This window comes from Mucilaginibacter sp. P4_E8 (assembly GCF_056401495.1).
On record NZ_JBFUJG010000002.1, the window covers coordinates 106,628 to 127,787 of the forward strand.

The window sequence follows — 21,160 nt, forward strand, 5'->3', positions numbered from 1 at the left end:
GCCCCGAACCACGCAACCCGACCCACGCCACTTCTAATATTGTTTAAGTATTTCTAAAAAGTTATCGGTAGTGTGCGGCTCGCCAAGGGCGCGGAATTTCCAGGTGCCATCTTTTCTGTACACCTCGGCAAAGGTCATGGAGCACATGCCGTTGTATGTTGAATCGCCCGAAAGGCTGAACTTCGCGATCTCTTTACCCCGGTTATCAACCGCGCGGATGAACGCGTTTTCGACCATACCAAAATGCTGGCCATTTTTGCGGCCCTGGTATATTGCAACAATGAAAAGTATCCGGTCGAATTTTGGGTCGAGCGAGTCCAGCTTCACGATGATCTGTTCATCGTCGCCATCTCCTGCTCCGGTGCGGTTATCGCCGGTAAGCCATATATGTCCCGACGGGTGTTTCATAGAGTTGAAGTAGATCACATCGCCCTCATATAAACTTACCTTATTGCCATTGGGCTTTTCAAATGTACGCCCCCTATCGGCCACGCGACCATTTTTATCTAACAAAAAAGCTATGGCATCAAGGTCATACTCAACCTCATCGCCACCGCTAAACAGCTTGCCTAAAAAACCGCCGCCGCCATTTTGTTTTACATCCCAGCCTAAACCAATGGTAACAGACGACAGGTCGAAGCTTTCGCCCTGGTCGTTTTTACGAAGGTCAATAGTTTGACCTTTTACTAAATTTATTGCCATTATATTATTATTTAATAAGCCCCCTCTAAATCTCCCCCTGTAGGGAAGACTTTTTTTAAAAGCCCTCCCTTCCGGGGAGGGTTTGGGTGGGGCTTTTGATTATTTAATGATCTGTCCTTTAAAATATTTACTTAAAAAGAAGGCAAGGTCTTCCTTATATCCTACACCCGATGCCTCAAACTTCCAGGCACCGCTGCGCCTGTATAAACGGCCAAACTCAATAGCGGTTTCAATAGAGAAATCTTCGCCCAATTCATATTTGCACACTTCGCTGCCGGTAAGGTCATCAATAATACGGATGTAAGAATCACGCACCTGGCCAAAATTTTGCCTGCGCGGCTGTGCCTCATGTATGGTAACTACAAACAGGATCTCCTGTATTTTAGGGTCAACTTTGGTCAAATCAATATTAATGGATTCATCATCACCGCCATCGCTGTTGCCGCCTGAAGGATCATCGCCGGTATGATGCACTGCGGCATCAGGCGAATCAACATTGTTATAAAAAACGAAGAACTCGTCTTCGGGTACAAACCGGTTGGCATCAATCATGATAGCCGATACATCCAGGTCAAAATCATAACCTGTGCCTTCGTTTGGGTTCCAGCCCAAACCAACTGTCATTTTAGACAGTCCGATATCTATTTTTTGTCCTTTTTGAAGATTAATAGCCATGTTAAAAATGTTTATATAAAGACATGCAAACCGCTATAATGTTACGGAAACACATGTGTATTTGCCTTAATTGCGGCCCGAAATATTAAACTAAGATATATGTTTTTTGATTGCGATATATGAAATAAAAATGAAGGAAGAGCCCCCTCTAAATCTCCCCCAGTAGGGGAGACTTTTTGATTGCTGTTAAGCCTCTCCTTCCGGCTATCGTATTTACCCGTTTTTTGGATATAAAAGTGTTCTTTACATCTAAATAAAATATGTAGCTTCCGAAGAAGGATTTGGGCATGACCGCTTTTATTATTGCCTGATATTCAACACATTTGTATAAAACCTGCAAATAAATTATGGCAAAGCAATTACCTCAGTCAAATGCCGAACTGGTTACCGGGTACATTCAAAACCTGGATGCCCCGGTTGCCGGAATTGTTGAAGCCATCAGACAGATCATACTGAGCACCGATCCTGAAATTGGCGAGGAAATAAAATGGAATGCGCCAAGCTTTCTGTATACCGGCGAAATGAAACCCTTTAACCCCAAAGAGTACAAAAGACACATCATGGTGATGAACCTGCACAAACGCATCCTACTGGTTTTTCCGAGCGGCGCTAAGGTTAATGACACGTCGGGCTTATTGGAGGGTGATTATGCAGACGGCCGCCGGCTTATATATATAAAAAGTATGGATGACCTGAAAAGCAAGGAGGCCGGGATAAGGAAGGTTATAAAGGATTGGCTGGCGCTGGTAGAAAAATAAAGCTTTATGCACCTTTTGGTTTCTTTTCCCGTTTTACAGCCGAAACAGATTTGGTAATAGTTTTACCCTGCACAATTTGTTTGGGATCTTTAACTTTTTTAAGGGAGTTGATCCAGGCTTCCTGCACAAGTTGGGTAATATATGCTTTGGGAAAATCGGCTGTATTGTGTACCAGGATATACCTGTACTGGTTACCGTTGCCTATCAGCAATTTTTCGGGATCAGCGAGCTCGGCACCCCAGTAAAACCCGAAATGTACATTGTTACTCGTACGGCCAACGGCAATGGAACAAAAGATATGACCTACTTTTTCTGTAGGCGACCAGCCAAAAGCAACAGCGTTATAATTATCGTAAATGAGCTCATTGGCTTGCGGATACTGATCCCACACAAAATCACGAAGCCATAATGCCATTTCCTGCACATCTGCAGCAAATGGAGCCAGAAATTTTAAAAGATCGGCTTTTTCTTCCTTTGGCATATTAATACTAAAATTACCAATTTAATATGCGCACAACAAATATCAGGAAGTTAATGTACCAAACTTCATGCAAAACGCTATTGTCGCACATTTCAGAACAACAGGTGGCGGTAAATGGTTACAACTGTACTATTGTTTCGAGCATTGCCCCTAAGGAAGCCAAAATAGATTTGACTACGGTTTTTCCATTCACAATCTGTTTGTAATCATTAACCTTTCTCAGCGAATTGATCCACGCATCTTTTAAAAGCTGGGTGATATAGGCTTTGGGAAAATCATTTATATCCTCAATCTGGATATACCTGTACCGCTTACCATTACCTGTCAACAATTTTTCGGGATCGGCAAGCGCGGCTCCGTCATAAAACCCAAAGTATATGTTGTTATTCGTTCTGTCTAACGCGATGACACAAGAAGCATGTCCCACCTTTTCTGTAGGCGACCATCCTAAAATAATGTTATCATGATTATCAAAGATAAGCTCGTTAGCTTGCGGGTACTGGCTCCATACAAAATCACGCAGCCATAGCGCCTTGTTCTGTACTTCGTCAGAAAATGGGGAAATAAGTTTTAACAGGTCCACTCGATCTTCTTTTGCCATACCTATCTGGGTTTAGAATGTGCATAAAGAGGGGAATGTAAACATTTAAAGAAAATAATACTACTAAAAGTTAATAATGTATACTTAAACGGTAAATTATTTCATAGTTTTATCCGCTCATAGTAATATTCCGGCCCGTCTGCTGCAAGGGGTATCGATCCAAAAAGCGTCAGTTTTGAGGAATCGATCCTGAAATATACAATGCCCGATGTGGTATCACCATCATAGATAATGCGGCTTGCTATTTGTTTGTTAGCTGCCGTAGCCTTTATAATGGTATAAGTACCGCTTTTTTCCAATACGCCTTTGGTATAGCGCTTATAGTCACTATTTGTAAAACTTAAAATATTCCCGTTCCCTGGTTTGTTGGCACTGGTGTCGGCTGCTGCCACGCAATAGCAGGCGGCGCCCCTATACTCCCAGCTACCATTAAGACCAGCGTTGTTTTCGGCATCTTTTTTACAGCCTATCAAAACGGCCAAAATACTTATGAGTAATAGCTTTTTCATAAACATTAAGGTTTATAAAAATGATACGTTGGTAACTATACAAATGCTACAATATTTTTTTTGCAGAATGCCCGCAAATTGTTATCATCGTACCCACCTAATACTTTAACGCTAACGATGAAATATAACCCATCCGTAACAAAACTGCTTGGCCTTTTACTGGTCATTTTTACTTTACAAAGCTGCGAGCCTGAACAACCGGGGAGCTGGAAGAATGAAAACATAGCCAAAAGCGATCGGGAAAAATTTCATAAACTTAACGATGAACTGTTTAAACAACTGAAAGTTAATAATGAAAAACAGTTGGAATACATCATGTCGAAAGAGTTTATTGATGAACCAGGCAAAGAGAGGAAAGTTGAACTGGTAAGCAACAGGGTTAAAGCCGCCAGCTATAGCCTGCTTGATGAGTATTATGTAATAAACCGTTATAAAAATAATGATACCATAAAAACAGGCACCAAAGGCATTAACAGCTATACACTAAATTATATCGGTACAACCCACCAAATGTACATGGCATTTTTTATTCCGAAGGAAGGTGCCAATAAAGATATGATCACCGCTATTTACTGCAAATATGATTATGGATGGAAGCTTAGTAACCTTGAGGTAAGCCGATACACTATAAATGGCAAAACCGGTCCTGAACTTCTCGAGCAAGCTAAGGCGTATTATGATAAAGGCTATTTGATAGATGCATTAAACACGGTTGAATCGGCTATATACTGTAACCGCCCAAGCGATGTATGGATCTATGATCATCTCGGTGCGACAAGGGATTTATATGACAAGCTATTGAAGTCAACCATTGAACATTACAAATTCCCGTTAGTTATTACACAGGTTGCCACTCATCCACGCATTATCAGGATATCTAATCAAACCACTCCTGAGGGAGATTTCCCAATGATCTATTACCTGTCGTCCATAAAATTAAAAGATACTACAGCCATAAAGCACGAAAACGAGGCGATCAAAAAAGTAATAGATAAAACTTTGCCGGGAATAGATAAAGACAAAAAATACGTACTATACTCCGCTTTTAACGAAGCCCCAAACGGTATAAAAACAGTTGAACATTTTGATATGACAGCAAAGTTGAAGTAGATGACAGTTCAGGTTTCTGCCTGTTCAAGCGTCCTCCGCTTGAATAATTGTTGATGTAAGCGTCCACGCTTACCTTTTTTAATAATTATTTGTGTAAGCGTGGACGCTTACACTGGTATAAGTTCAAGCGAAGGACGCTTGAACTGGCGGTTAAATAAACGATAAAGCCCCTGTACATCTACAGGGGCTCTATCACAAATAAACCGCTCGTTATCTACAACCCATCAAAGGCAAAAGTTTCCTTAACCAATGGTTTCCTTGGCAAAAGATCGGGCCTTATGCTTGTTTGATATACAAACGATGCTACAATAATCGCGGCCTGTTTAAGGTCGTCAATTTGCAGGTGGTCATAGCTATCCATATTGCTGTGGTGCGTTCTGGTTTCATAATCAATAGGATCCTGTATAAACTGAAAGCCGGGTATCCCCGCCCAATCAAACGACAGGTGATCTGTAGAACCTGTATTTTTCAGTGTAACCGTACTGGCTCCCAGATCGTGGAACGGCGCAAACCATTGCTCAAATATGGGTTTCATGGCTGTATTGTTTTGTGCAAATATTCCCCTGATCTTACCCGTACCGTTATCCAGATTAAAATAAGCCGATACTTTGGCCTGCTCCGGTTTCACGGTACCTTTTTCGGCATCCATAAAATGGTTTTTTGCATAATTGTATGAACCGTAAACACCCTGCTCTTCGCCGCTCCATAAGGCAATGCGTATGGTACGTTTTGGTTTTAAACCCAATGAATCAAGCAAGCGAACTGCTTCCATCATCACAATACAACCTGCAGCGTTGTCGGTAGCGCCAGTAGCGGCCGACCATGAATCCAAATGTCCGCCCAACATTACCAGCTGCGATTTTAATTTACGGTCAGTCCCGGGTATCTCCGCAACAACATTATAGCCTTTGTTATCTTCGGTAGAAAGCTTTCCGTTGATGTTTAGCGCTATCTCTACCGGGTGGCCCGATTCTATCAGTCTTTTTATTTTTAAAGCATCCTCCAATGCCATACTTACCGAAGGCACACTTTCGGGGTTAGTGAGCTTATAGCCGCTACGCGCCTGTACAAAAACAGTTCCGTTAATATTGGCCCTGCCCGTATTTATGATCCCGATAGCACCAGACTGTTTAAACAAGATACTCACCTTGTTTAACATTTTAAAGGACCCCAAAAATTGCACTATCAGGTCATGGTTAACCATATAAGTGTCCTTCATATCGGCAAGTTCAGCATCTGTGAGGCGTTTGGCCGAGGGTTTAAAGTTGTCGGCAGTGTTTATTGGCCCTCCTGCTACTAAAATAAATTTGCCTTTAAAATCATTCAAATGCTGGCTTATATAGGTGGTATCCCTTGATTGAGCCTGCGTAATCAACATCACCGGGCCTTGTTGCAGGCCATTGGTATTGGAACTCCACGGCTCAGGGTAAGCCATTACGGGTTGCGCGTATGGCACTTTCATCATCACGCTAAAATCCTGTATCTCCCAGTTTTTACCAAACTGGCCCCAGGGCTCTAAAGTGGCATTAACCAGTCCCCATTTTTTCATGGTTTCAACCGCCCACTCAGCGGCCCTTTTAAAACCCGGCGAACCGGTAAGTCGTGGCCCCGAAACATCCGTAAGATAATGCGCGATATGGGGTATGTGCGAATCTTTCAGTTCCGCGTTCCTGATCCTGCTGAAAACAGCAGTATCAACAACCTCCTGCTGTGCAAACAGGCTTGTACTGCTTAACATGCACACGGCAAATAATGATTTTAAGGTAAGGTGCTTCATAGTGGTTAAATTAATGCAACAATATTTTTAAAGCTAAATTATTGTTGTGGTAATTACAAGTAATGTTTGGGCTGATGACTATAGAAGCCCATTGCAAAACACTGCAAGCAAGGTGTTTGCAGCGCGGAGTTTTTTGACAACCCCAGCATCGGTTTTATAAAACCCAGTTTTAATGATATCACAGAGGTGATGCAGCGTTTTAAAATTGAAACCAGGTAGGCGATACTGCCTTTTTCAAACCTATTCTATTACTATCTTTCGTACCTTATTGCCTGTTTTTTTATCGTAATTATAGGTTGTTACGTATAAGTTCCCATTTTTATCCATAGCCATTCCCTGCGGGCCATCAAATGATGCTTTTAGGCCTACGCCGTCAACATCGGCAGCAGTACCACTACCGGCAAGGGTTACTACATTGCCATTTTTTTCAATCAGCTTTATGGTATTACCAAAGTGATCAGCTTCATAAAAATTCCCCTGGGCATCAATTGCTATTTCCCATCCCTTAAAACCTTTATCCTTTGCAACCATTGTTGATTTACCGGCATTATCAACCTTAAATATCGCTGCAGATTCAGAACTACCGTCATAACCAGCTACATACATAGTATTTGCTTTATCAAAAATGATATTTCTCGGTGTTATAATTCCCGAAGAAAAGTTTACGGTGTCTTTGCCATCGGTACGTAGCTTCATAATGGTACCTTTTATATTATTGCTCATATACAGGTAACCATCGGCACCAGCTGCAATACCCGTAGTTGGCATAGTACCTGTATAAATTACTTTTAATGAGCCTTCGGCACTTACCCGCATCAGGTGTTTGTTAAAATCGGTAACATAAAGCGCCTTGTCGTTACCATTAAACGTAATGTTATAAGGCGAATAAAATTCACCGCCGTCAACATAGGTTGGTATATTAATTGTTGATACGGAGTTATCTGCAAGATTTATTTTTCTGATCAGCCTGTTGTAGCAATCAGCTATGTACAAACCGCTATTATCATCAAGAGTTACACCCCAGGGGCAATTAAAAGAAGCCTGGCGACCACCGCCATCGCTTGTACCAACAGCGCCGCTCCCCGCTACGGTGGTTACAGTAGCCTTATATTTATAAGTGAACTGCGGGCCGGTATAGTCTTTCCCTTTGCTGGTCACCACCACCTGGCCCGAGCCTGCAAGTTTAGGGATGATCACTTTTAAGGTATCACTGATCAGTTTAATAATGGTAACAGGTTTATCATTTATAGTTATGGTTGGATTTGTTCCATCAACCAAAAAGTTTTTGCCTACCACAATCACCGTATCGCCGCCACCCGCGCTTTCAGGATAAATTTTACTTATAGAAGGCAGCGTTTTTATAACCGGCGGAGCAGATGGATCTTCCATACTTTTTGTACAGGAAACAACAGAACCGATTACAATAAATAAAAGAAACAGGATTAGATAAGGTTTAAGCATAATGGATAAAGTTAAGGTATTTTTCGCCTGTTCAAGCGTCCACGCTTGAATAATAACTTGGGTAAGCGTCCACGCTTATATTTAGCCTAAACCCTAACATAAGCGTGGACGTTTATGTTAATATAAGTTCAAGCGTGGACGCTTGAACTGGCGGGTGTTCCGAAGAATAAAAAGAAAGCTGTGAGCTGTGCGATTCCTTCCTTGGGGAAGGAGGAGGTAGGGGTTATTGAGCTACAGGTTTAATCACATGTAGAACCCCCTCCCTGCCACTGCACAATCCAGCTCACCCCTCCCAAGAGCAATAGCCCATGAAAAGACAGACGACGAGAATTAAACGCGGTATCGACTCACCCCGACATCGCTGCGCTTATCACCCCTCTCTACGCTCCGCGTAAAGAGGGGATTTCAACATTTTTTTCCTTTACCCTCTTTGCGGCGAAGCCGGAGAGAGGGTGGTCCAGCGAAGCGTAGACCGGGTGAGTCAACTGTGGACGGTACTATTTCTCCTCAAAATTTAATCGCCGTCTTTTCATAGGCTATTACTCTCCCAAAGGCAGGAATATATATTGCGAACACTTATGTAGTATCCCATTACGAACCACCTATACGTATAATAGCTCACTCCCTCCGGCAAACCCAACGCCACCTCTTTTATTACCCCTACCCCAGCTAAACTTAATCACCTGATAATGAATTTATTTTCGCTCATTGGCAATAAAAAGCAATCGATTGCGAAAAAGTTTGTGTTTTGGCCTTCTTAATGCCTCAAATTAATCAATTATTTATCTTTTATTAATTCTCCGCTATTGTTTTGTATTCAATTATAAACCGATACACTATCTCTTTTCCGCCCATTGGCATTGGTTAGTGTACCAAAATTAACCGAGCAAAACCATGTACCATTATCACCCTTACCCTCCGTAGGTATGCTGCTGCAACGCACCTACTATTTACCTAACCAGGTAACCAACTAATTAAACTTAATCATTAAAGAGAAACAGTATGAAAAAACTTAGATACTTACTTATAATAATTTTTCTTTTCCCGCTCAGTTTGCTCGCCCAGCAAACCACCATCGGCGGAAAAGTTATAGACTTAACTGATGGGTCTACACTTCCGGGGGTAAGTGTAAAAATTAAAGGAACCACCACCGGCGCCATTACCGATGTGGCCGGAAAGTTCCAGCTTACCGTACCCGGCCCCAATACCATTTTACAACTATCATACATTGGCTATGTAACCCAGGAAATTGCCGTTAAAGACATTAAAGATGGTACGATAGCTTTAAAAACCACCAATAAAAGCCTTGATGAGGTAGTGGTTGTAGGTTATGGTGTACAAAAAAGGGCAACCATAACCGGTTCTATATCAACACTTCAAAGTAAGGAAATCACCACAACAAAAAATGAAAGTGTTGTGAACATGCTAACCGGTAAAATACCAGGTGTGCGCATTGTTCAAACAACCGCCGAACCGGGATCATACGCTAATAATTTAAATATCAGGGGGTATCAGGGCTCGCCATTAATTGTAATTGATGGTGTAATTGGAGGCGACCAGTCGACCATAGGCCGTATGGACCCGAATGAAATTGAAAGCATTTCAGTGCTGAAAGACGCTGCCGCATCCATATATGGTATGAGGGCCGCCGGTGGTGCTATTTTGATCACCACTAAAAAAGGGTCAAAGAACGGGAAGATCAACATCAATTATTCGGTAAACGATGCCATCCAAACTTTTTTAGGGATGCCCCAGGGTGTAAACGCTGTAGATTTTATGATGTTAACAAACGAGAAAGTTAAACGCGATTTCGCCAACAATTTTGTGAACAATATAACCCCGCAGTTTTCATACGCCGATATGAAACCCTGGATTGATGGCACTTACAAATCGGCCGACTGGTCAAGCCTGGTTTTCAAGAAAACAGCTACCCAGATACAGCACAATTTAAATATTGACGGTGGAACTGATAAAATAAGCTATTTCTTCAACTTTGGTTATCAAAAGCAGGACGGTGTTTTTAAAACCGGAGATTTAAACTACAACAAATATAATTTTCGCTCAAATGTTACTGCTAACATAACAAAAGGATTAAGGGCACAGGTATTAACATCGGCCTGGATGGATGAGAAAAACCAGCCTTTTACCGATGAATGGACCGTTTATAAGTATACCTGGAACCAGATACCTACAAAACAGATATATGCTAATGACAATCCATTATACCCTGCTGTAATGGATGATAACATGAACCCTTCTATCGTAACCGATGCCGACAAAGTAGGCTTCAAGAGGTACAGGAATAAAAACATTACAAGCCAGTTAAATTTACAGTATGATATACCCGGCGTAACGGGATTGAGTGCCAAGGCTTTGTTTAACATTGATTATGGCGTTACCGACAATAACCAGATAAAAAGATCATATACCTTATATACTTACAAGGCCGATGATGATTCGTATATACCAAGTGTGGTAAATTTACCCTCGGGCATAACACGCCAATACTATACCCATTTAAATACCTTAAGCCAGTTAACATTAAATTATGCGCATACATTTTTAGAGAACCATAATATAACGGCCATGGCTACCTATGAGCAAAGCCATGAAACTGCCGATAATTTTAATGCTTACCGGGATACTGAAATTCCTGTAGATTATTTATTCGGGGGTTTGCAAAACTCAAATATGGCGGGCGGTATGGACGCCGGTGCTTTGCAGGATCGCGCGCACAGAAGCATCATAGGCAGGTTCAATTACGATTTTAAAGGCAAATATCTTGCGGAGTTCAGCTTCCGTCGCGATGGTAATAACCTGTATCAGCCGGGCCCTGATCAATGGGGCTTTTTCCCGGGCGGATCAGTAGGCTGGGTTATATCTAAAGAAGGCTTTTTCCGCAACCTGATCTCCGAAAACATCGTGTCTAACTTAAAGCTGAGAGCCTCCTACGGACAAACAGGTGATGAGGCAAATGCACCTGCATTCAATTATGTTAACGGTTACACCTACCCTATAAACAGTTATATTTTTGGCGCCGGCGCGGTAAACGGATCGGCCCCCAAATTGGGTAACCCGGGCTTAACATGGTCTGTAAATACCATCAAGAACATAGCTATGGATTTTAGCTTATTTGGCGGAAAAGTAGATGGTACTATAGAAGTTTTCAGAAACGACAGAACAGGATTACCGGCCCAGCCTTCGGTAGCCTTACCCGGAACTGTGGGTGCAGCCGTACCGCAGATCAATTATAACAGCGACAGGGTGCAGGGTTTGGATTTTAGCTTATCATACAGAAACACCTTTGGCCAGGTTGGTTTAAACCTTACCGGTAACATAGGTACTACCCGCTTAAAAAATCTAAATGTACTTCGCGGCACATCAGGCAACGAATATTCAAACTGGAAAGAGAACCAAACCAACAGGTATCAGAATGTTTGGTGGGGCCCCGAATATGCCGGACAGTTCACCAACTATAACCAGATATACAATTATGGTGTTAACACAGGCGGCGGCAATAACAATGTGGTGCCTGGCGACTATTATTACAAGGACTGGAACAATGACGGTGTTATTGATGGCAAGGATGATCACCCTATCGCGACTACCGATATTCCCTTATACAACTATGGCTTAACCATTGGCTTAAGCTATAAAGGGTTTGATATGAACATGCTTTTACAAGGCGCTGCCGGTGTTTATGTGCAGTACGGCGAACAATTTGCAGAACCGTTAATGTATAACAGAAGCGCGTTAACCCGCTTCCTTGACAGCTGGCATACAGCCGATCCTTATGCCAACGTTTTTGACCCCAATACCCAATGGGTACCGGGATTTTACCCTGCCATGGGGTCGCCGATAGCAAAGGGTACAAAAGCCATACAAAATGCCAGCTACCTGCGTGTAAAAACCCTTGAATTAGGTTACACCTTATCTCCGTCGGTTTTGAAAAGCATCGGCGTTAAAAAACTCAGGGTATATGTAAACAGCTACAATCTGTTAACATTCACGGGATTAAAGAATTACGATCCAGAGCACCAGGGCCCTAACCCAAGAGATAACGGTGATTTCGGCAGAGCTTTAGGCGGATACACCTATCCAATGAACAGGACTTTTAATCTGGGAGCTAACGTTTCCTTTTAATCTATTGACAAATGAAAAGTATACATAAATTAATTATAGCGATATCTATAGGTGTAGGGGCCTCGGTAACTTCCTGCCAGAAGTTAAATATTCCTCCAACCAATATAGTTACCCCCGAAGTGATATACAGCAGCGAGGCTGGTGTCAGGTCATTTTTAGCAACCATATACAGAAATTTACCTATCGAGGATTTTAAGTACAGGCCAGATGGCGGTGAGGATGTAAACGTAAATGGTGTTGTTTATAATCACCCTGGTTTTAACCCCGGTAACCCCTGGATGAATTTTTATACCTCGGCCTCTGTTATCGGCGAAGAAGTAGGCCCCTTCGGTGGTATGGATATTGGTAACGGCTTTGGTTACTGGCCTTATGGCGATATCAGGAATGTAAATACGCTGATAGCAGAATTGCCTAAGCATGTTGCAGCACTCACCCAGCCAACCGTAAACGCGCTTTTGGGCGAAGCCCATTTTTTAAGGGCATACTATTATTTTGGTTTGGCCAAGCGTTATGGCGGCGTTCCTCTCGTAACCGTTCCGCAAGATCCCGGCGCACCGCTGTCAACACTCCAGGTACACCGCGATAAAGAAGAGGCTACATGGGATTTTATTGGAGCAGAGCTTGATCTGGGTTTCCAAATGATGCCCGAGTCAAGTGATGCCGGCAGGGCTAACAAATACGCTGCAGCCGCGTTAAAATCAAGAGCATTGCTGTATGCAGCTTGTGTTGCTAAATATGGCTCCGTGAACTTTGTTGACGGGCAGGCACGTTCATTAGGTTTAGCTGGCATCCCAGCCAGCAAGGCGGCTACCTATTTCAAGGCCGCGTATGATGCCGCCAAATTATTGGAAGGTCATTATTCGCTTTACAATGCCAACTCAGACAAGGTACAGAACTATGCCGACCTGTTTTTAAAGGCCGGAAGCCCGGAGAATATTTTCATCAAACAGTATTCCATTGCTAATAATACCGCCCATAGCTGGGATGCAACCATGTCGCCACGTTACATGACAGCCAATGCGCTCTCGCGTGCATACCCAACGCTGGATCTGGTACAACTATGGGGAAATTTGCCTATAACCAACGATGACGGTACGCCAAAACGTTTCAATAACCGTGCAGAAATAATGCAGGGGCTTGAACCAAGGTTATTAGCCACAGTTTATTTCCCCGGTGCAACCTTAAGGGGGCTTACCTTTGATATGCAAAGAGGTATTTATCCTTCTTTTAGCGGCACGGCTGCTGCAGAGGTTGCCAAACAACCAAACTCACGCTCCTACATACTTGCAGGCGATACAAAAACTTTGTACCAGGGCAAACAGGTGATTGGCTTTACCGGTCCGTGGACCGGCGGCGACGAGTTAACCCGCACCGGTTTTTATGTACGCAAATATGTTGACTACAATAAGCCTCAGGCAAGTGTTGACCTGTACAGAAGCGAACAGCCATGGATAGATATGCGTTATGGTGAAATATTATTGAACCGTGCAGAAGCTGCAATGGAATTAGGCAACCCGTCTGACGCGTTAACTTCCATTAACCAGATCAGGACAAGGGCTGGCGCAACACCTTACGCTTCTATTGATCTGGATAAAGTACGTAAAGAAAGGCGCATGGAGCTTGCTTTTGAAAACCAGTACTACTGGGATTTAAAAAGATGGCGCATTGCCGATGTGGTGCTTGACCGTGCGCATTTTAAAGGCCTGATGCCGTATTACGTGTTTAATGAAAATAAATACATTTTCCTTGCCGAAACCGAGCTGTTTAACAGGGAATATACTTTCCAGAAGCAGTTTTATTATGAGGGAATTCCAGGCGGCGAAATTGGAAAGAACCCTAACCTGCTCCCTAATAATCCTAATTATTAAGAATTTAAAATTTAAGCTATGAAAAAATTGATCGGCAGAATTTTGGTGGGCGTAGTTATACTGGCCAGTTCTGCATGCACAAAAACAGACAATTATGACGGACCGAATGCCTCCCTGCAAGGCAATATAATTTCCTCTGAGGGCGGCAATTTACCAACCTCTGGCAATAGCACCCAGATTAGGCTTCAGCAAATAGGCTGGACCGCTCCGCAAACTATCCCAAGTAAATTTGACGGTACATTTGAGGATACCAAGCTGTTTAAAGGGGGTTATAAGGTTGTGCCTACGGGAGGCGCTTTTTGGCCTGTTACAGATACGGTAGTGGTAAATATTGATCAGGGTACTAAACATGATTTTACCGTTACACCTTATATCGTCATTAAAAACTTCACCTCAAGTTTAACCGGAACTACCTTAACCTTAAAGTTTGATATTACTGCGCCTGTTGCAGCGGGTTTGCCAACCATTAAGGATGTACAGCCCTATGTAAACACAACCAAGCTGGTAGGTACCGGAGCGTCAATAAGAGACTTTTCAGACCTAAATTTAATAGCTATCAATAAACAGTTTACAGACATGACAGCTGCCGAAAAAACGATAACCTTAACTATTCCTAACCTTATTCCCGGCCGCACATTTTTTGTACGCGCAGGAGTACGTTTAAGCGATAGCTTCAACAGTTCCAATTTTTCGGAAATAATACAGGTAGATATTCCTAAATAATTAACCTAACCAAAAGGAAAATGAAATTCATTAAAACAATGATGGTATGTTCCATCTTCATGATAGGCCTGGCAATAACTGCCTGTAAAAAACAAGTATATACCTCACGTGATACTTCGGGCCTTAAACCGCCGCCTGTTGACACTGTTGCCCCGCCGGCTGTTGACCCTACTCTTGTGGTGTTTGACAATGCCGACGCAAAGGATGGATGGCAAACTGTAGGCGATCCTAACATTGCTACAACCGGCCAAAAAGAAGGAACCGGCTATCTCAAAAACACGATAGCTAATGGCTCCGATTTTATGCAGTTCATTAAGGATTTACCAACACCACTTGATACTAAACTTAATGAAACTAATGGCCAGTTTAAGTTTTGGTGGTTTATATCGGATGTATCCCAGCTTAAAGCTGATGGCTCTATCGAGATCACAAGTTCAGGAAAGTCGGATGCCTTTGAGTCGGCCTGGGATGTAGCGCCGTTAATACCAACCTTAAAAAATGGCTGGAACGAGATATCGCTTAATTTTAGCAAAGCCATAAAAACAGGAGATGGCGGGGCAGATTATTCAGCTATAAATCACTTCCGTTTATTTTTCTTTACCAAAACTAAAGATCATGCCGATCTGGTGACCGGAGTAGACGACTTTGTATTCAGGGCCGCACCTGCGCCGCCACCGGTTGAGTTTGACAATGCCGACGCAAAGGATGGGTGGCAAACCGTAGGGGATCCTAACATTGCTACAACCGGCCAAAAAGAAGGCGCAGGTTATCTCAAAAACACCATTACAAACGGCAACGATTTTATGCAGTTTATAAAAGATGTGGCTGCACCGGTTAATACATCCTTTACCGAAACTACCGGCAGGTTCCAGTTCTGGTGGTATGTATCGGATGTTTCACAGCTTAAAAATGATGGATCTATTGAGATCACCAGCTCCGGAAAATCAGATGATCACGAATCGGCCTGGGATGTGGCCCCGCTTATACCATCCTTGAAAAATGGATGGAATCTGATAACGCTCGATTTTGACAAAGCCAACAAAACAGGCGATGGAGGAGCCGATTATGCAGCGATCAATCACTTCCGCATCTTCTTCTTCACAACCGGCAAAGATCACGCTGATCTTGTTACCGGTATTGATGACCTGAAGTTTATATCAAAATAATAGCCTTTAATATAATACCGGCGGAGAGAAACACCGCCGGTATTTAAAAACAAATAGTATATGACCATTAAAAAAATGTTAAAAGTATTTGCAGGTAAAGCAGTGCTGGCTGGTTTATTCGCATTGCATATAAGTTGCTCTAAAGCCCAGGAAAAAACTACTGAAAGCCCCGCTCCCGGTAACCCGTTCATTACCTCTATGTACACTGCCGATCCATCGGCGCACGTATGGGCCGATGGCCGGTTGTACGTGTATGCATCGCATGATATTGCCCCCGCGCGCGGATGCGACCTGATGGACCAGTACCATGTTTTTTCGACCGACGATATGGTGCACTGGAAAGATCATGGCGAAATACTGCGTGCCAGCCAGGTTTCATGGGGCAGGCCCGAAGGCGGCTTTATGTGGGCGCCTGATTGTGCCTATAAAAACGGAACTTATTACTTTTACTTCCCACACCCCAGCGATACCAAATGGAACAGCAGCTGGAAAATTGGCGTGGCCACCAGCAAAAGCCCTGCAAGCGGTTTCACATCACAGGGCTATATAAAAGGCCTGGAACCTATGATTGATCCCTGCGTTTTTGTTGATGACGACGGACAGGCTTATTTTTATTATGGCGGCGGCGGTACCTGCAAAGGCGGTAAGCTTAAAGATAATATGGTAGAAATTGATGGCGAAATGAAACCTATGGAAGGGCTTAAAGATTTTCACGAAGCCAGCTGGGTACACAAAAGGAACGGCATCTATTACTTGTCATATTCAGACAATCATGACGTTGCCGGTAAACATAACCAAATGAATTATGCTACCAGCAAAAGTCCGCTGGGACCGTGGACCTACCAGGGCATTTATATGGACCCAACCGACAGTTTTACCAACCACGGTTCTATTGTGCAGTTTAAAGGTCAATGGTACTCATTTTATCATACCAGTGCACTTTCGCACGAGGATTGGCTCAGGTCAGTTTGTGTAGATAAACTGTATTATAATGCCGATGGCACCATTAAAAAAGTGATACCAACAGAGCGTATTAAAAAGTAAGCACCTCACCATGTTATTATACCCCACATTAAAACCTAAACGATGAGCAAAAATAAATTCGGAGCCTTAAGTTTAATAACCTTATTGGCTATAGTAAGCAGTTGCTCTTTAAGCAGCTGCTCAAAAAAGTCGGCAGATAATAATCCTCCTCCACCGGTGGTCGTCCCCCCGCCTAAAAACCCTATTGATATTACCCCTTCGCCCCCGGGCGATGTGGTGGGTAAGGTAGTTGTTGGTTACCAGGGCTGGTTTGCGGCCATAGGCGACGGCTCGCCGATAGACAGGTTTTGGCATTGGTCAAACATATGGGAAAAACCACCTTCACCAACCAATACGGCTATATATGCATGGCCTGATGTACGTGATTATACCACCACCTTTAAAACCGACTATCCTAATCTTAACAATGGTAGTGAAGCGCGGGTATTTTCGTCATATACCGATCAAACAGTTGATGTACAGTTTAAGTGGATGAAAGACTATGGTATTGATGGTGCTGCTTTACAGCGTTTTAATCCCAGCGGCCTTGAAGGCCCGGTTCGCGATGCTATGGCAGCCAAGGTAAAGATAGCCGCCGAAAAAAATGGTGTAAAATTTTACATTATGTATGATGTAAGCGGCTGGACAAACATGGCGACAGAAATGGAGGCCGACTGGACCAACAAGATGTCGGCGCTTACCGCATCGTCTGCTTATGCCAAACAAAATGGCAAACCTGTAGTATCCATTTGGGGTTTTGGTTTTAATGATGATAACCATAATTTTTCGGCAGCAGTTTGCCTTGATGTGATCAATTGGTTTAAAAGCAAGGGATGTTATGTTATAGGTGGCGTGCCTACGCATTGGCGCAAAGAAGAAAGCGATTCCAGAGCTGGCTTCCTAAACACCTATAAAGCTTTTGATATGCTATCGCCCTGGATGGTAGGCCGTATAGGTAACGTCATCGAATCGGACAATTTTTACAACACCATCAACGTGCCTGATCAGGCTTTTTGTAATGCTAATGGTATTGATTACCAGCCCTGTGTTTTGCCTGGCGATTTAGGTGCACACCAAAGAGCTCATGGCGATTTCATGTGGAGGCAATTTTACAATATGAAAAGGGTTGGTGCACAAGGCATTTATATTTCGATGTTTGATGAATATAATGAAAGCAACCAGATTGCCAAGACTGCGGAAACTCAAGCCTTTGTTCCGGCAGGATCTAACTTTAAATCGCTGGATGAGGATGGCACAGCCTGCTCTGCCGATTATTACCTGAGGTTAACCGGCGACGGGGGCAAGATGTTTAAAGGAACAATCGCACTCACAACGGTACGTCCAACTGTACCCAAACCTTAATCGCAGCCCTGCTATACCTTGAATTACACAGGCCCCGGATGATTGATCCGGGGCTTTGTGGCTATGTGACTGTTACTTGCAATGATATTGGGCTACGGTACCCGCAAAAAGGAAAGCGGAGGTAGTGCGATTCCTTCCCTTGGGAAGGGGGAGGTAGGGGTTTATACGCGCTAGAGGTTCAATCGCTCGTAGAAACCCCTCCCTGCCATTACACAAGCCGCCGCACCCCTCCCGTTGGGAGGGAATAAGCGCGGAGATTATAATTATCCCAACACCTGTGACAAGCGCAAGATTAATTTAATATAAAAAAATGTGCCCGGCTCTCACCCCGGGCACATCGGTTACCATCAGGTAACATCAACTAAATCCCGGATAACGTTTAATTACTCCAGAATATCTTATGTCTGAACCTTGTTTACCTGATTAAAGGATCACAGGATTCTAAACTTCACTCATCTGCACATCTGAAATTTGCACATCTGCACATCTACACCTTATTTCACCCAAAAACTTCCTCTTTGCCTGATATCTTCAGACGAGCTGCCCATCATCACCTTAAATTCACCGGGTTCAACAACGTGTTTCATTTGGCGGTTCCAAAGCATCAGTTCTTCATGGTTTAGTTTAAACTGCACTTTGCCGCTTTCGCCGGGTTTTAGGCTGATGCGGTTAAAGCCTTTTAATGATTTTACCGGTGTAGTAACACTGGCTATTACATCACGTATATATAGTTGCACCACCTCGGTACCTTCCACCTTGCCGGTATTTTTTACGGTAACGCTGATATTAACCGAGCCATTAAGCGGGATGCGCGTGGGTGTAACAGTTAAATCCGAATACTGGAAACTGGTATAGCTTAACCCATGCCCAAAAGGGAACAAGGCCGATGTATCCTGGTCAACATATACATGCCTGGAGGTGGGTTTATGATCATAATAATAAGGCAGCTGCCCAACAGATCGCGGGAAGGTGATGGGTAATTTGCCCGAAGGGTTAACTTTGCCCAGCAAAACATCGGCAATGGCCAGTCCGCCGGTTTCACCTAAAAACCATGACTCTACAATAGCGGGGGTCTTTTTGGCCACCCAATTTATACATAACGGGCGACCGTTAAAAAGCACAACTACAATGGGCTTGCCTGTTTTTTGAACAGCCTCTATTAGCCGGGTTTGCTTTTTGTTAAGCTCCAGATCTGACCTGTCCTTGCCTTCACCTACCTCTTTAATATCTTCGCCCAGCACTACCACAGCCACATCTGATTGGTTAACCAGGCTTACCGCTTTTTGTAATTCGTCATTTTGTTTTGCTGCCGATGTATCAGCCGAATAGCCGGTTTCATAAGCTATTTTCATATCGTTTCCTGCTTTTTGCCGTAACGCGTCAACAATGGCTACACCTTTACCTTCACTATTAGCATATCCTCCCAAATAAGTACTGGCAGCCAGCGGACCAACAACCGCTACCGAGTGCACACCCGGACCAAGCGGCAACAACGAGTTTTCGTTTTTTAACAGGCTTATCCCCTCCTGTGCGGCTTTAAGGGCAACCTGCCGGCTCTCCTCCGTATGAAATACCTTTTTAAGCAATGATTGATCAATATAAGGATGATCAAACAGTCCCAGCATAAATTTAACCCTTAGTATGTTAGCTACGGCCCGGTCAAGTTCGCTCATTGGCAATTGCTTGCTTTTGAGCGCCTGGGTAATAGCATTCAAAAATACATCGTGCGGAAAGTCATAAAACTGCATATCCAATCCGGCAGTAAGCGTTTGTGCCAGTGCATCGGCAGGGTTGGCCGCAACCTTATGCATAGTTAACGACATTTTTATTGCCCCCAGATCAGACAGTACAAAACCTTTAAAACCCCATTCCTTACGCAGCACATCCTTCAGCAACCATTTATTATCAACACAGGGTATGCCATCAAGCTCACTATAGGCCGCCATCATACCCAGGGCACCGCCCTCTTTAATTGCTTTTTCAAACACGTATAAAAATGAGGAACGCGCTTCCCGCTCGCCCATGTTTACCGGGGCCATATTACTCCCGGCTTCGGGTATACCATGAACGGCAAAATGTTTAGGTTCGGCCAATACAGCATCAGGGTTGCTTAGTTTGCTGCCCTGCAAACCTTTTATCATGGCAACACCATTTGCGGCAGCCAGGTAAGGGTCTTCGCCATAGGTTTCTTCCACACGGCCCCAGCGTGGGTCGCGGGGGAGGCAAAGCACAGGGCCTAACACCATGGCAACCCCATGCGCCCGCATTTCGGTGGCTATGATGCGCCCGGTTTTGTGCACCATCGCGGTATCCCAGGCACCAGCCAAAGCCAATGGTATAGGGAACGTAGTGCTGCCAAACCCGGAGTATCCGTGCAGACCCTCCTCAATAAACAATATGGGTATGCCCAGCCGGGTATGCTCTACGGCATACCGTTGTATCTGGTTACTGATATCAGCTGTTAAAGGGTACAGGTCATGTACCGAACCAATGCCTTCGGTACCGATGCTTATCCGGGCACTGTCTGAATATGACTCCGCCTCATGCCCCTTCATATTGGCCACTTCATGACCACTGTACATATCCAGCTGCCTTATTTTTTCGGTAGTGGTCATACGGCTTAAAAGATCGGCAACGCGCTTTTCAACGGGTAGTGAAGCATTCTGATAAGGATATTTGACAGCGGGCTTAGACGATTCAAAAGAGCAAAAAGCAGTTATTAAAATAGCCAGCGCACCGGCGTACTTTTTCTTCATAAAATTTATAATATTATAAGGTTAACATATTTCCGTACACCATAA

16 protein-coding genes are annotated in these 21,160 nt (G+C 43.6%); 8 read left to right on the top strand and 8 right to left on the bottom strand.

What is annotated here, in order from left to right:
• Positions 1-33 precede the first annotated feature (33 nt).
• Positions 34-702, bottom strand: coding sequence for a TerD family protein (locus tag AC1DRQ_RS01960; RefSeq protein ID WP_477421945.1), 669 nt, complete (start codon positions 700-702; stop codon positions 34-36).
• A gap of 99 nt (positions 703-801) precedes the next feature.
• Complete coding sequence (locus tag AC1DRQ_RS01965; protein WP_477421946.1) at positions 802-1,377, bottom strand: TerD family protein; 576 nt, start codon at positions 1,375-1,377, stop codon at positions 802-804.
• A 347-nt stretch (positions 1,378-1,724) separates the two neighbouring features.
• On the opposite strand from AC1DRQ_RS01965, the gene AC1DRQ_RS01970 reads away from it, so the two are divergent.
• Positions 1,725-2,135: a DUF1801 domain-containing protein gene (locus tag AC1DRQ_RS01970; protein ID WP_477421947.1), complete on the top strand. Its 411-nt coding sequence runs from the start codon at positions 1,725-1,727 to the stop codon at positions 2,133-2,135.
• Positions 2,136-2,139: 4 nt separating this feature from the next.
• Here AC1DRQ_RS01970 and AC1DRQ_RS01975 read toward each other — a convergent pair whose 3' ends face one another.
• From AC1DRQ_RS01975 to AC1DRQ_RS01985, 3 genes are all read right to left on the bottom strand, one after another.
• Positions 2,140-2,616 carry a DUF1801 domain-containing protein gene (locus tag AC1DRQ_RS01975; RefSeq protein WP_477421948.1) on the bottom strand — a complete coding sequence of 159 codons (477 nt, stop codon included), beginning with the start codon at positions 2,614-2,616 and terminating at the stop codon, positions 2,140-2,142.
• Positions 2,617-2,734: 118 nt separating this feature from the next.
• Positions 2,735-3,217 (bottom strand): hypothetical protein, encoded by a 483-nt coding sequence (locus AC1DRQ_RS01980; protein WP_429399773.1) that lies wholly within the window; start codon positions 3,215-3,217, stop codon positions 2,735-2,737.
• Positions 3,218-3,318: 101 nt separating this feature from the next.
• Complete coding sequence (locus AC1DRQ_RS01985) at positions 3,319-3,726, bottom strand: hypothetical protein (protein WP_429399772.1); 408 nt, start codon at positions 3,724-3,726, stop codon at positions 3,319-3,321.
• Positions 3,727-3,843: 117 nt separating this feature from the next.
• On the opposite strand from AC1DRQ_RS01985, the gene AC1DRQ_RS01990 reads away from it, so the two are divergent.
• The gene (locus tag AC1DRQ_RS01990) at positions 3,844-4,836 is read left to right on the top strand and encodes a hypothetical protein (RefSeq protein ID WP_477421949.1); all 993 of its coding nucleotides are present in this window, start codon (positions 3,844-3,846) and stop codon (positions 4,834-4,836) included.
• Positions 4,837-5,050: 214 nt separating this feature from the next.
• On the opposite strand, the gene AC1DRQ_RS01995 is transcribed toward AC1DRQ_RS01990, so the two are convergent.
• Together AC1DRQ_RS01995 and AC1DRQ_RS02000 are read right to left on the bottom strand one after the other, a co-directional pair.
• Entirely contained in the window at positions 5,051-6,613 is a 1,563-nt protein-coding gene (locus AC1DRQ_RS01995; RefSeq protein WP_477421950.1) for a M20/M25/M40 family metallo-hydrolase, read from the bottom strand.
• Between the two features lie 240 nt (positions 6,614-6,853).
• Positions 6,854-8,074 carry an IPT/TIG domain-containing protein gene (locus AC1DRQ_RS02000; protein ID WP_477421951.1) on the bottom strand — a complete coding sequence of 407 codons (1,221 nt, stop codon included), beginning with the start codon at positions 8,072-8,074 and terminating at the stop codon, positions 6,854-6,856.
• Positions 8,075-9,076: 1,002 nt separating this feature from the next.
• On the opposite strand from AC1DRQ_RS02000, the gene AC1DRQ_RS02005 reads away from it, so the two are divergent.
• Genes AC1DRQ_RS02005 through AC1DRQ_RS02030 form a run of 6 tightly spaced genes read left to right on the top strand, consistent with a single transcriptional unit; the run spans position 9,077 to position 18,359 of the window.
• Positions 9,077-12,217 (top strand): SusC/RagA family TonB-linked outer membrane protein, encoded by a 3,141-nt coding sequence (locus tag AC1DRQ_RS02005; RefSeq protein ID WP_477421952.1) that lies wholly within the window; start codon positions 9,077-9,079, stop codon positions 12,215-12,217.
• Positions 12,218-12,228: 11 nt separating this feature from the next.
• A complete protein-coding gene (locus tag AC1DRQ_RS02010) occupies positions 12,229-14,085 on the top strand; it encodes a RagB/SusD family nutrient uptake outer membrane protein (RefSeq protein WP_477421953.1) in 1,857 nt (618 codons plus the stop codon).
• 18 nt (positions 14,086-14,103) lie between these two features.
• Entirely contained in the window at positions 14,104-14,808 is a 705-nt protein-coding gene (locus tag AC1DRQ_RS02015; RefSeq protein WP_477421954.1) for a DUF3823 domain-containing protein, read from the top strand.
• A 20-nt stretch (positions 14,809-14,828) separates the two neighbouring features.
• Positions 14,829-15,974, top strand: a complete 1,146-nt coding sequence (locus AC1DRQ_RS02020) for a hypothetical protein (protein ID WP_477421955.1) — start codon at positions 14,829-14,831, stop codon at positions 15,972-15,974.
• A 60-nt stretch (positions 15,975-16,034) separates the two neighbouring features.
• A complete protein-coding gene (locus AC1DRQ_RS02025) occupies positions 16,035-17,018 on the top strand; it encodes a family 43 glycosylhydrolase (protein ID WP_429399761.1) in 984 nt (327 codons plus the stop codon).
• 42 nt (positions 17,019-17,060) lie between these two features.
• Positions 17,061-18,359, top strand: a complete 1,299-nt coding sequence (locus AC1DRQ_RS02030; protein WP_477421956.1) for a glycoside hydrolase family 99 protein — start codon at positions 17,061-17,063, stop codon at positions 18,357-18,359.
• A gap of 494 nt (positions 18,360-18,853) precedes the next feature.
• Here the strand turns inward: AC1DRQ_RS02030 and AC1DRQ_RS02035 are convergent, their stop codons facing one another.
• The gene (locus tag AC1DRQ_RS02035) at positions 18,854-21,115 is read right to left on the bottom strand and encodes a glycoside hydrolase family 3 N-terminal domain-containing protein (protein ID WP_477421957.1); all 2,262 of its coding nucleotides are present in this window, start codon (positions 21,113-21,115) and stop codon (positions 18,854-18,856) included.
• Between the last annotated feature and the right edge of the window lie 45 nt (positions 21,116-21,160).

Coding starts and splice junctions, on each gene's coding strand:
- AC1DRQ_RS01990 (WP_477421949.1), top strand. CDS start 3,844: ATGAAATATAACCCATCCGTAACAAAACTGCTTGGCCTTTTACTGGTC.
- AC1DRQ_RS01975 (WP_477421948.1), bottom strand. CDS start 2,616: ATGCCAAAGGAAGAAAAAGCCGATCTTTTAAAATTTCTGGCTCCATTT.
- AC1DRQ_RS01960 (WP_477421945.1), bottom strand. CDS start 702: ATGGCAATAAATTTAGTAAAAGGTCAAACTATTGACCTTCGTAAAAAC.
- AC1DRQ_RS02000 (WP_477421951.1), bottom strand. CDS start 8,074: ATGCTTAAACCTTATCTAATCCTGTTTCTTTTATTTATTGTAATCGGT.
- AC1DRQ_RS01970 (WP_477421947.1), top strand. CDS start 1,725: ATGGCAAAGCAATTACCTCAGTCAAATGCCGAACTGGTTACCGGGTAC.
- AC1DRQ_RS02035 (WP_477421957.1), bottom strand. CDS start 21,115: ATGAAGAAAAAGTACGCCGGTGCGCTGGCTATTTTAATAACTGCTTTT.
- AC1DRQ_RS02010 (WP_477421953.1), top strand. CDS start 12,229: ATGAAAAGTATACATAAATTAATTATAGCGATATCTATAGGTGTAGGG.
- AC1DRQ_RS01965 (WP_477421946.1), bottom strand. CDS start 1,377: ATGGCTATTAATCTTCAAAAAGGACAAAAAATAGATATCGGACTGTCT.
- AC1DRQ_RS02020 (WP_477421955.1), top strand. CDS start 14,829: ATGAAATTCATTAAAACAATGATGGTATGTTCCATCTTCATGATAGGC.
- AC1DRQ_RS02025 (WP_429399761.1), top strand. CDS start 16,035: ATGACCATTAAAAAAATGTTAAAAGTATTTGCAGGTAAAGCAGTGCTG.
- AC1DRQ_RS02030 (WP_477421956.1), top strand. CDS start 17,061: ATGAGCAAAAATAAATTCGGAGCCTTAAGTTTAATAACCTTATTGGCT.
- AC1DRQ_RS01980 (WP_429399773.1), bottom strand. CDS start 3,217: ATGGCAAAAGAAGATCGAGTGGACCTGTTAAAACTTATTTCCCCATTT.
- AC1DRQ_RS02015 (WP_477421954.1), top strand. CDS start 14,104: ATGAAAAAATTGATCGGCAGAATTTTGGTGGGCGTAGTTATACTGGCC.
- AC1DRQ_RS01995 (WP_477421950.1), bottom strand. CDS start 6,613: ATGAAGCACCTTACCTTAAAATCATTATTTGCCGTGTGCATGTTAAGC.
- AC1DRQ_RS01985 (WP_429399772.1), bottom strand. CDS start 3,726: ATGAAAAAGCTATTACTCATAAGTATTTTGGCCGTTTTGATAGGCTGT.
- AC1DRQ_RS02005 (WP_477421952.1), top strand. CDS start 9,077: ATGAAAAAACTTAGATACTTACTTATAATAATTTTTCTTTTCCCGCTC.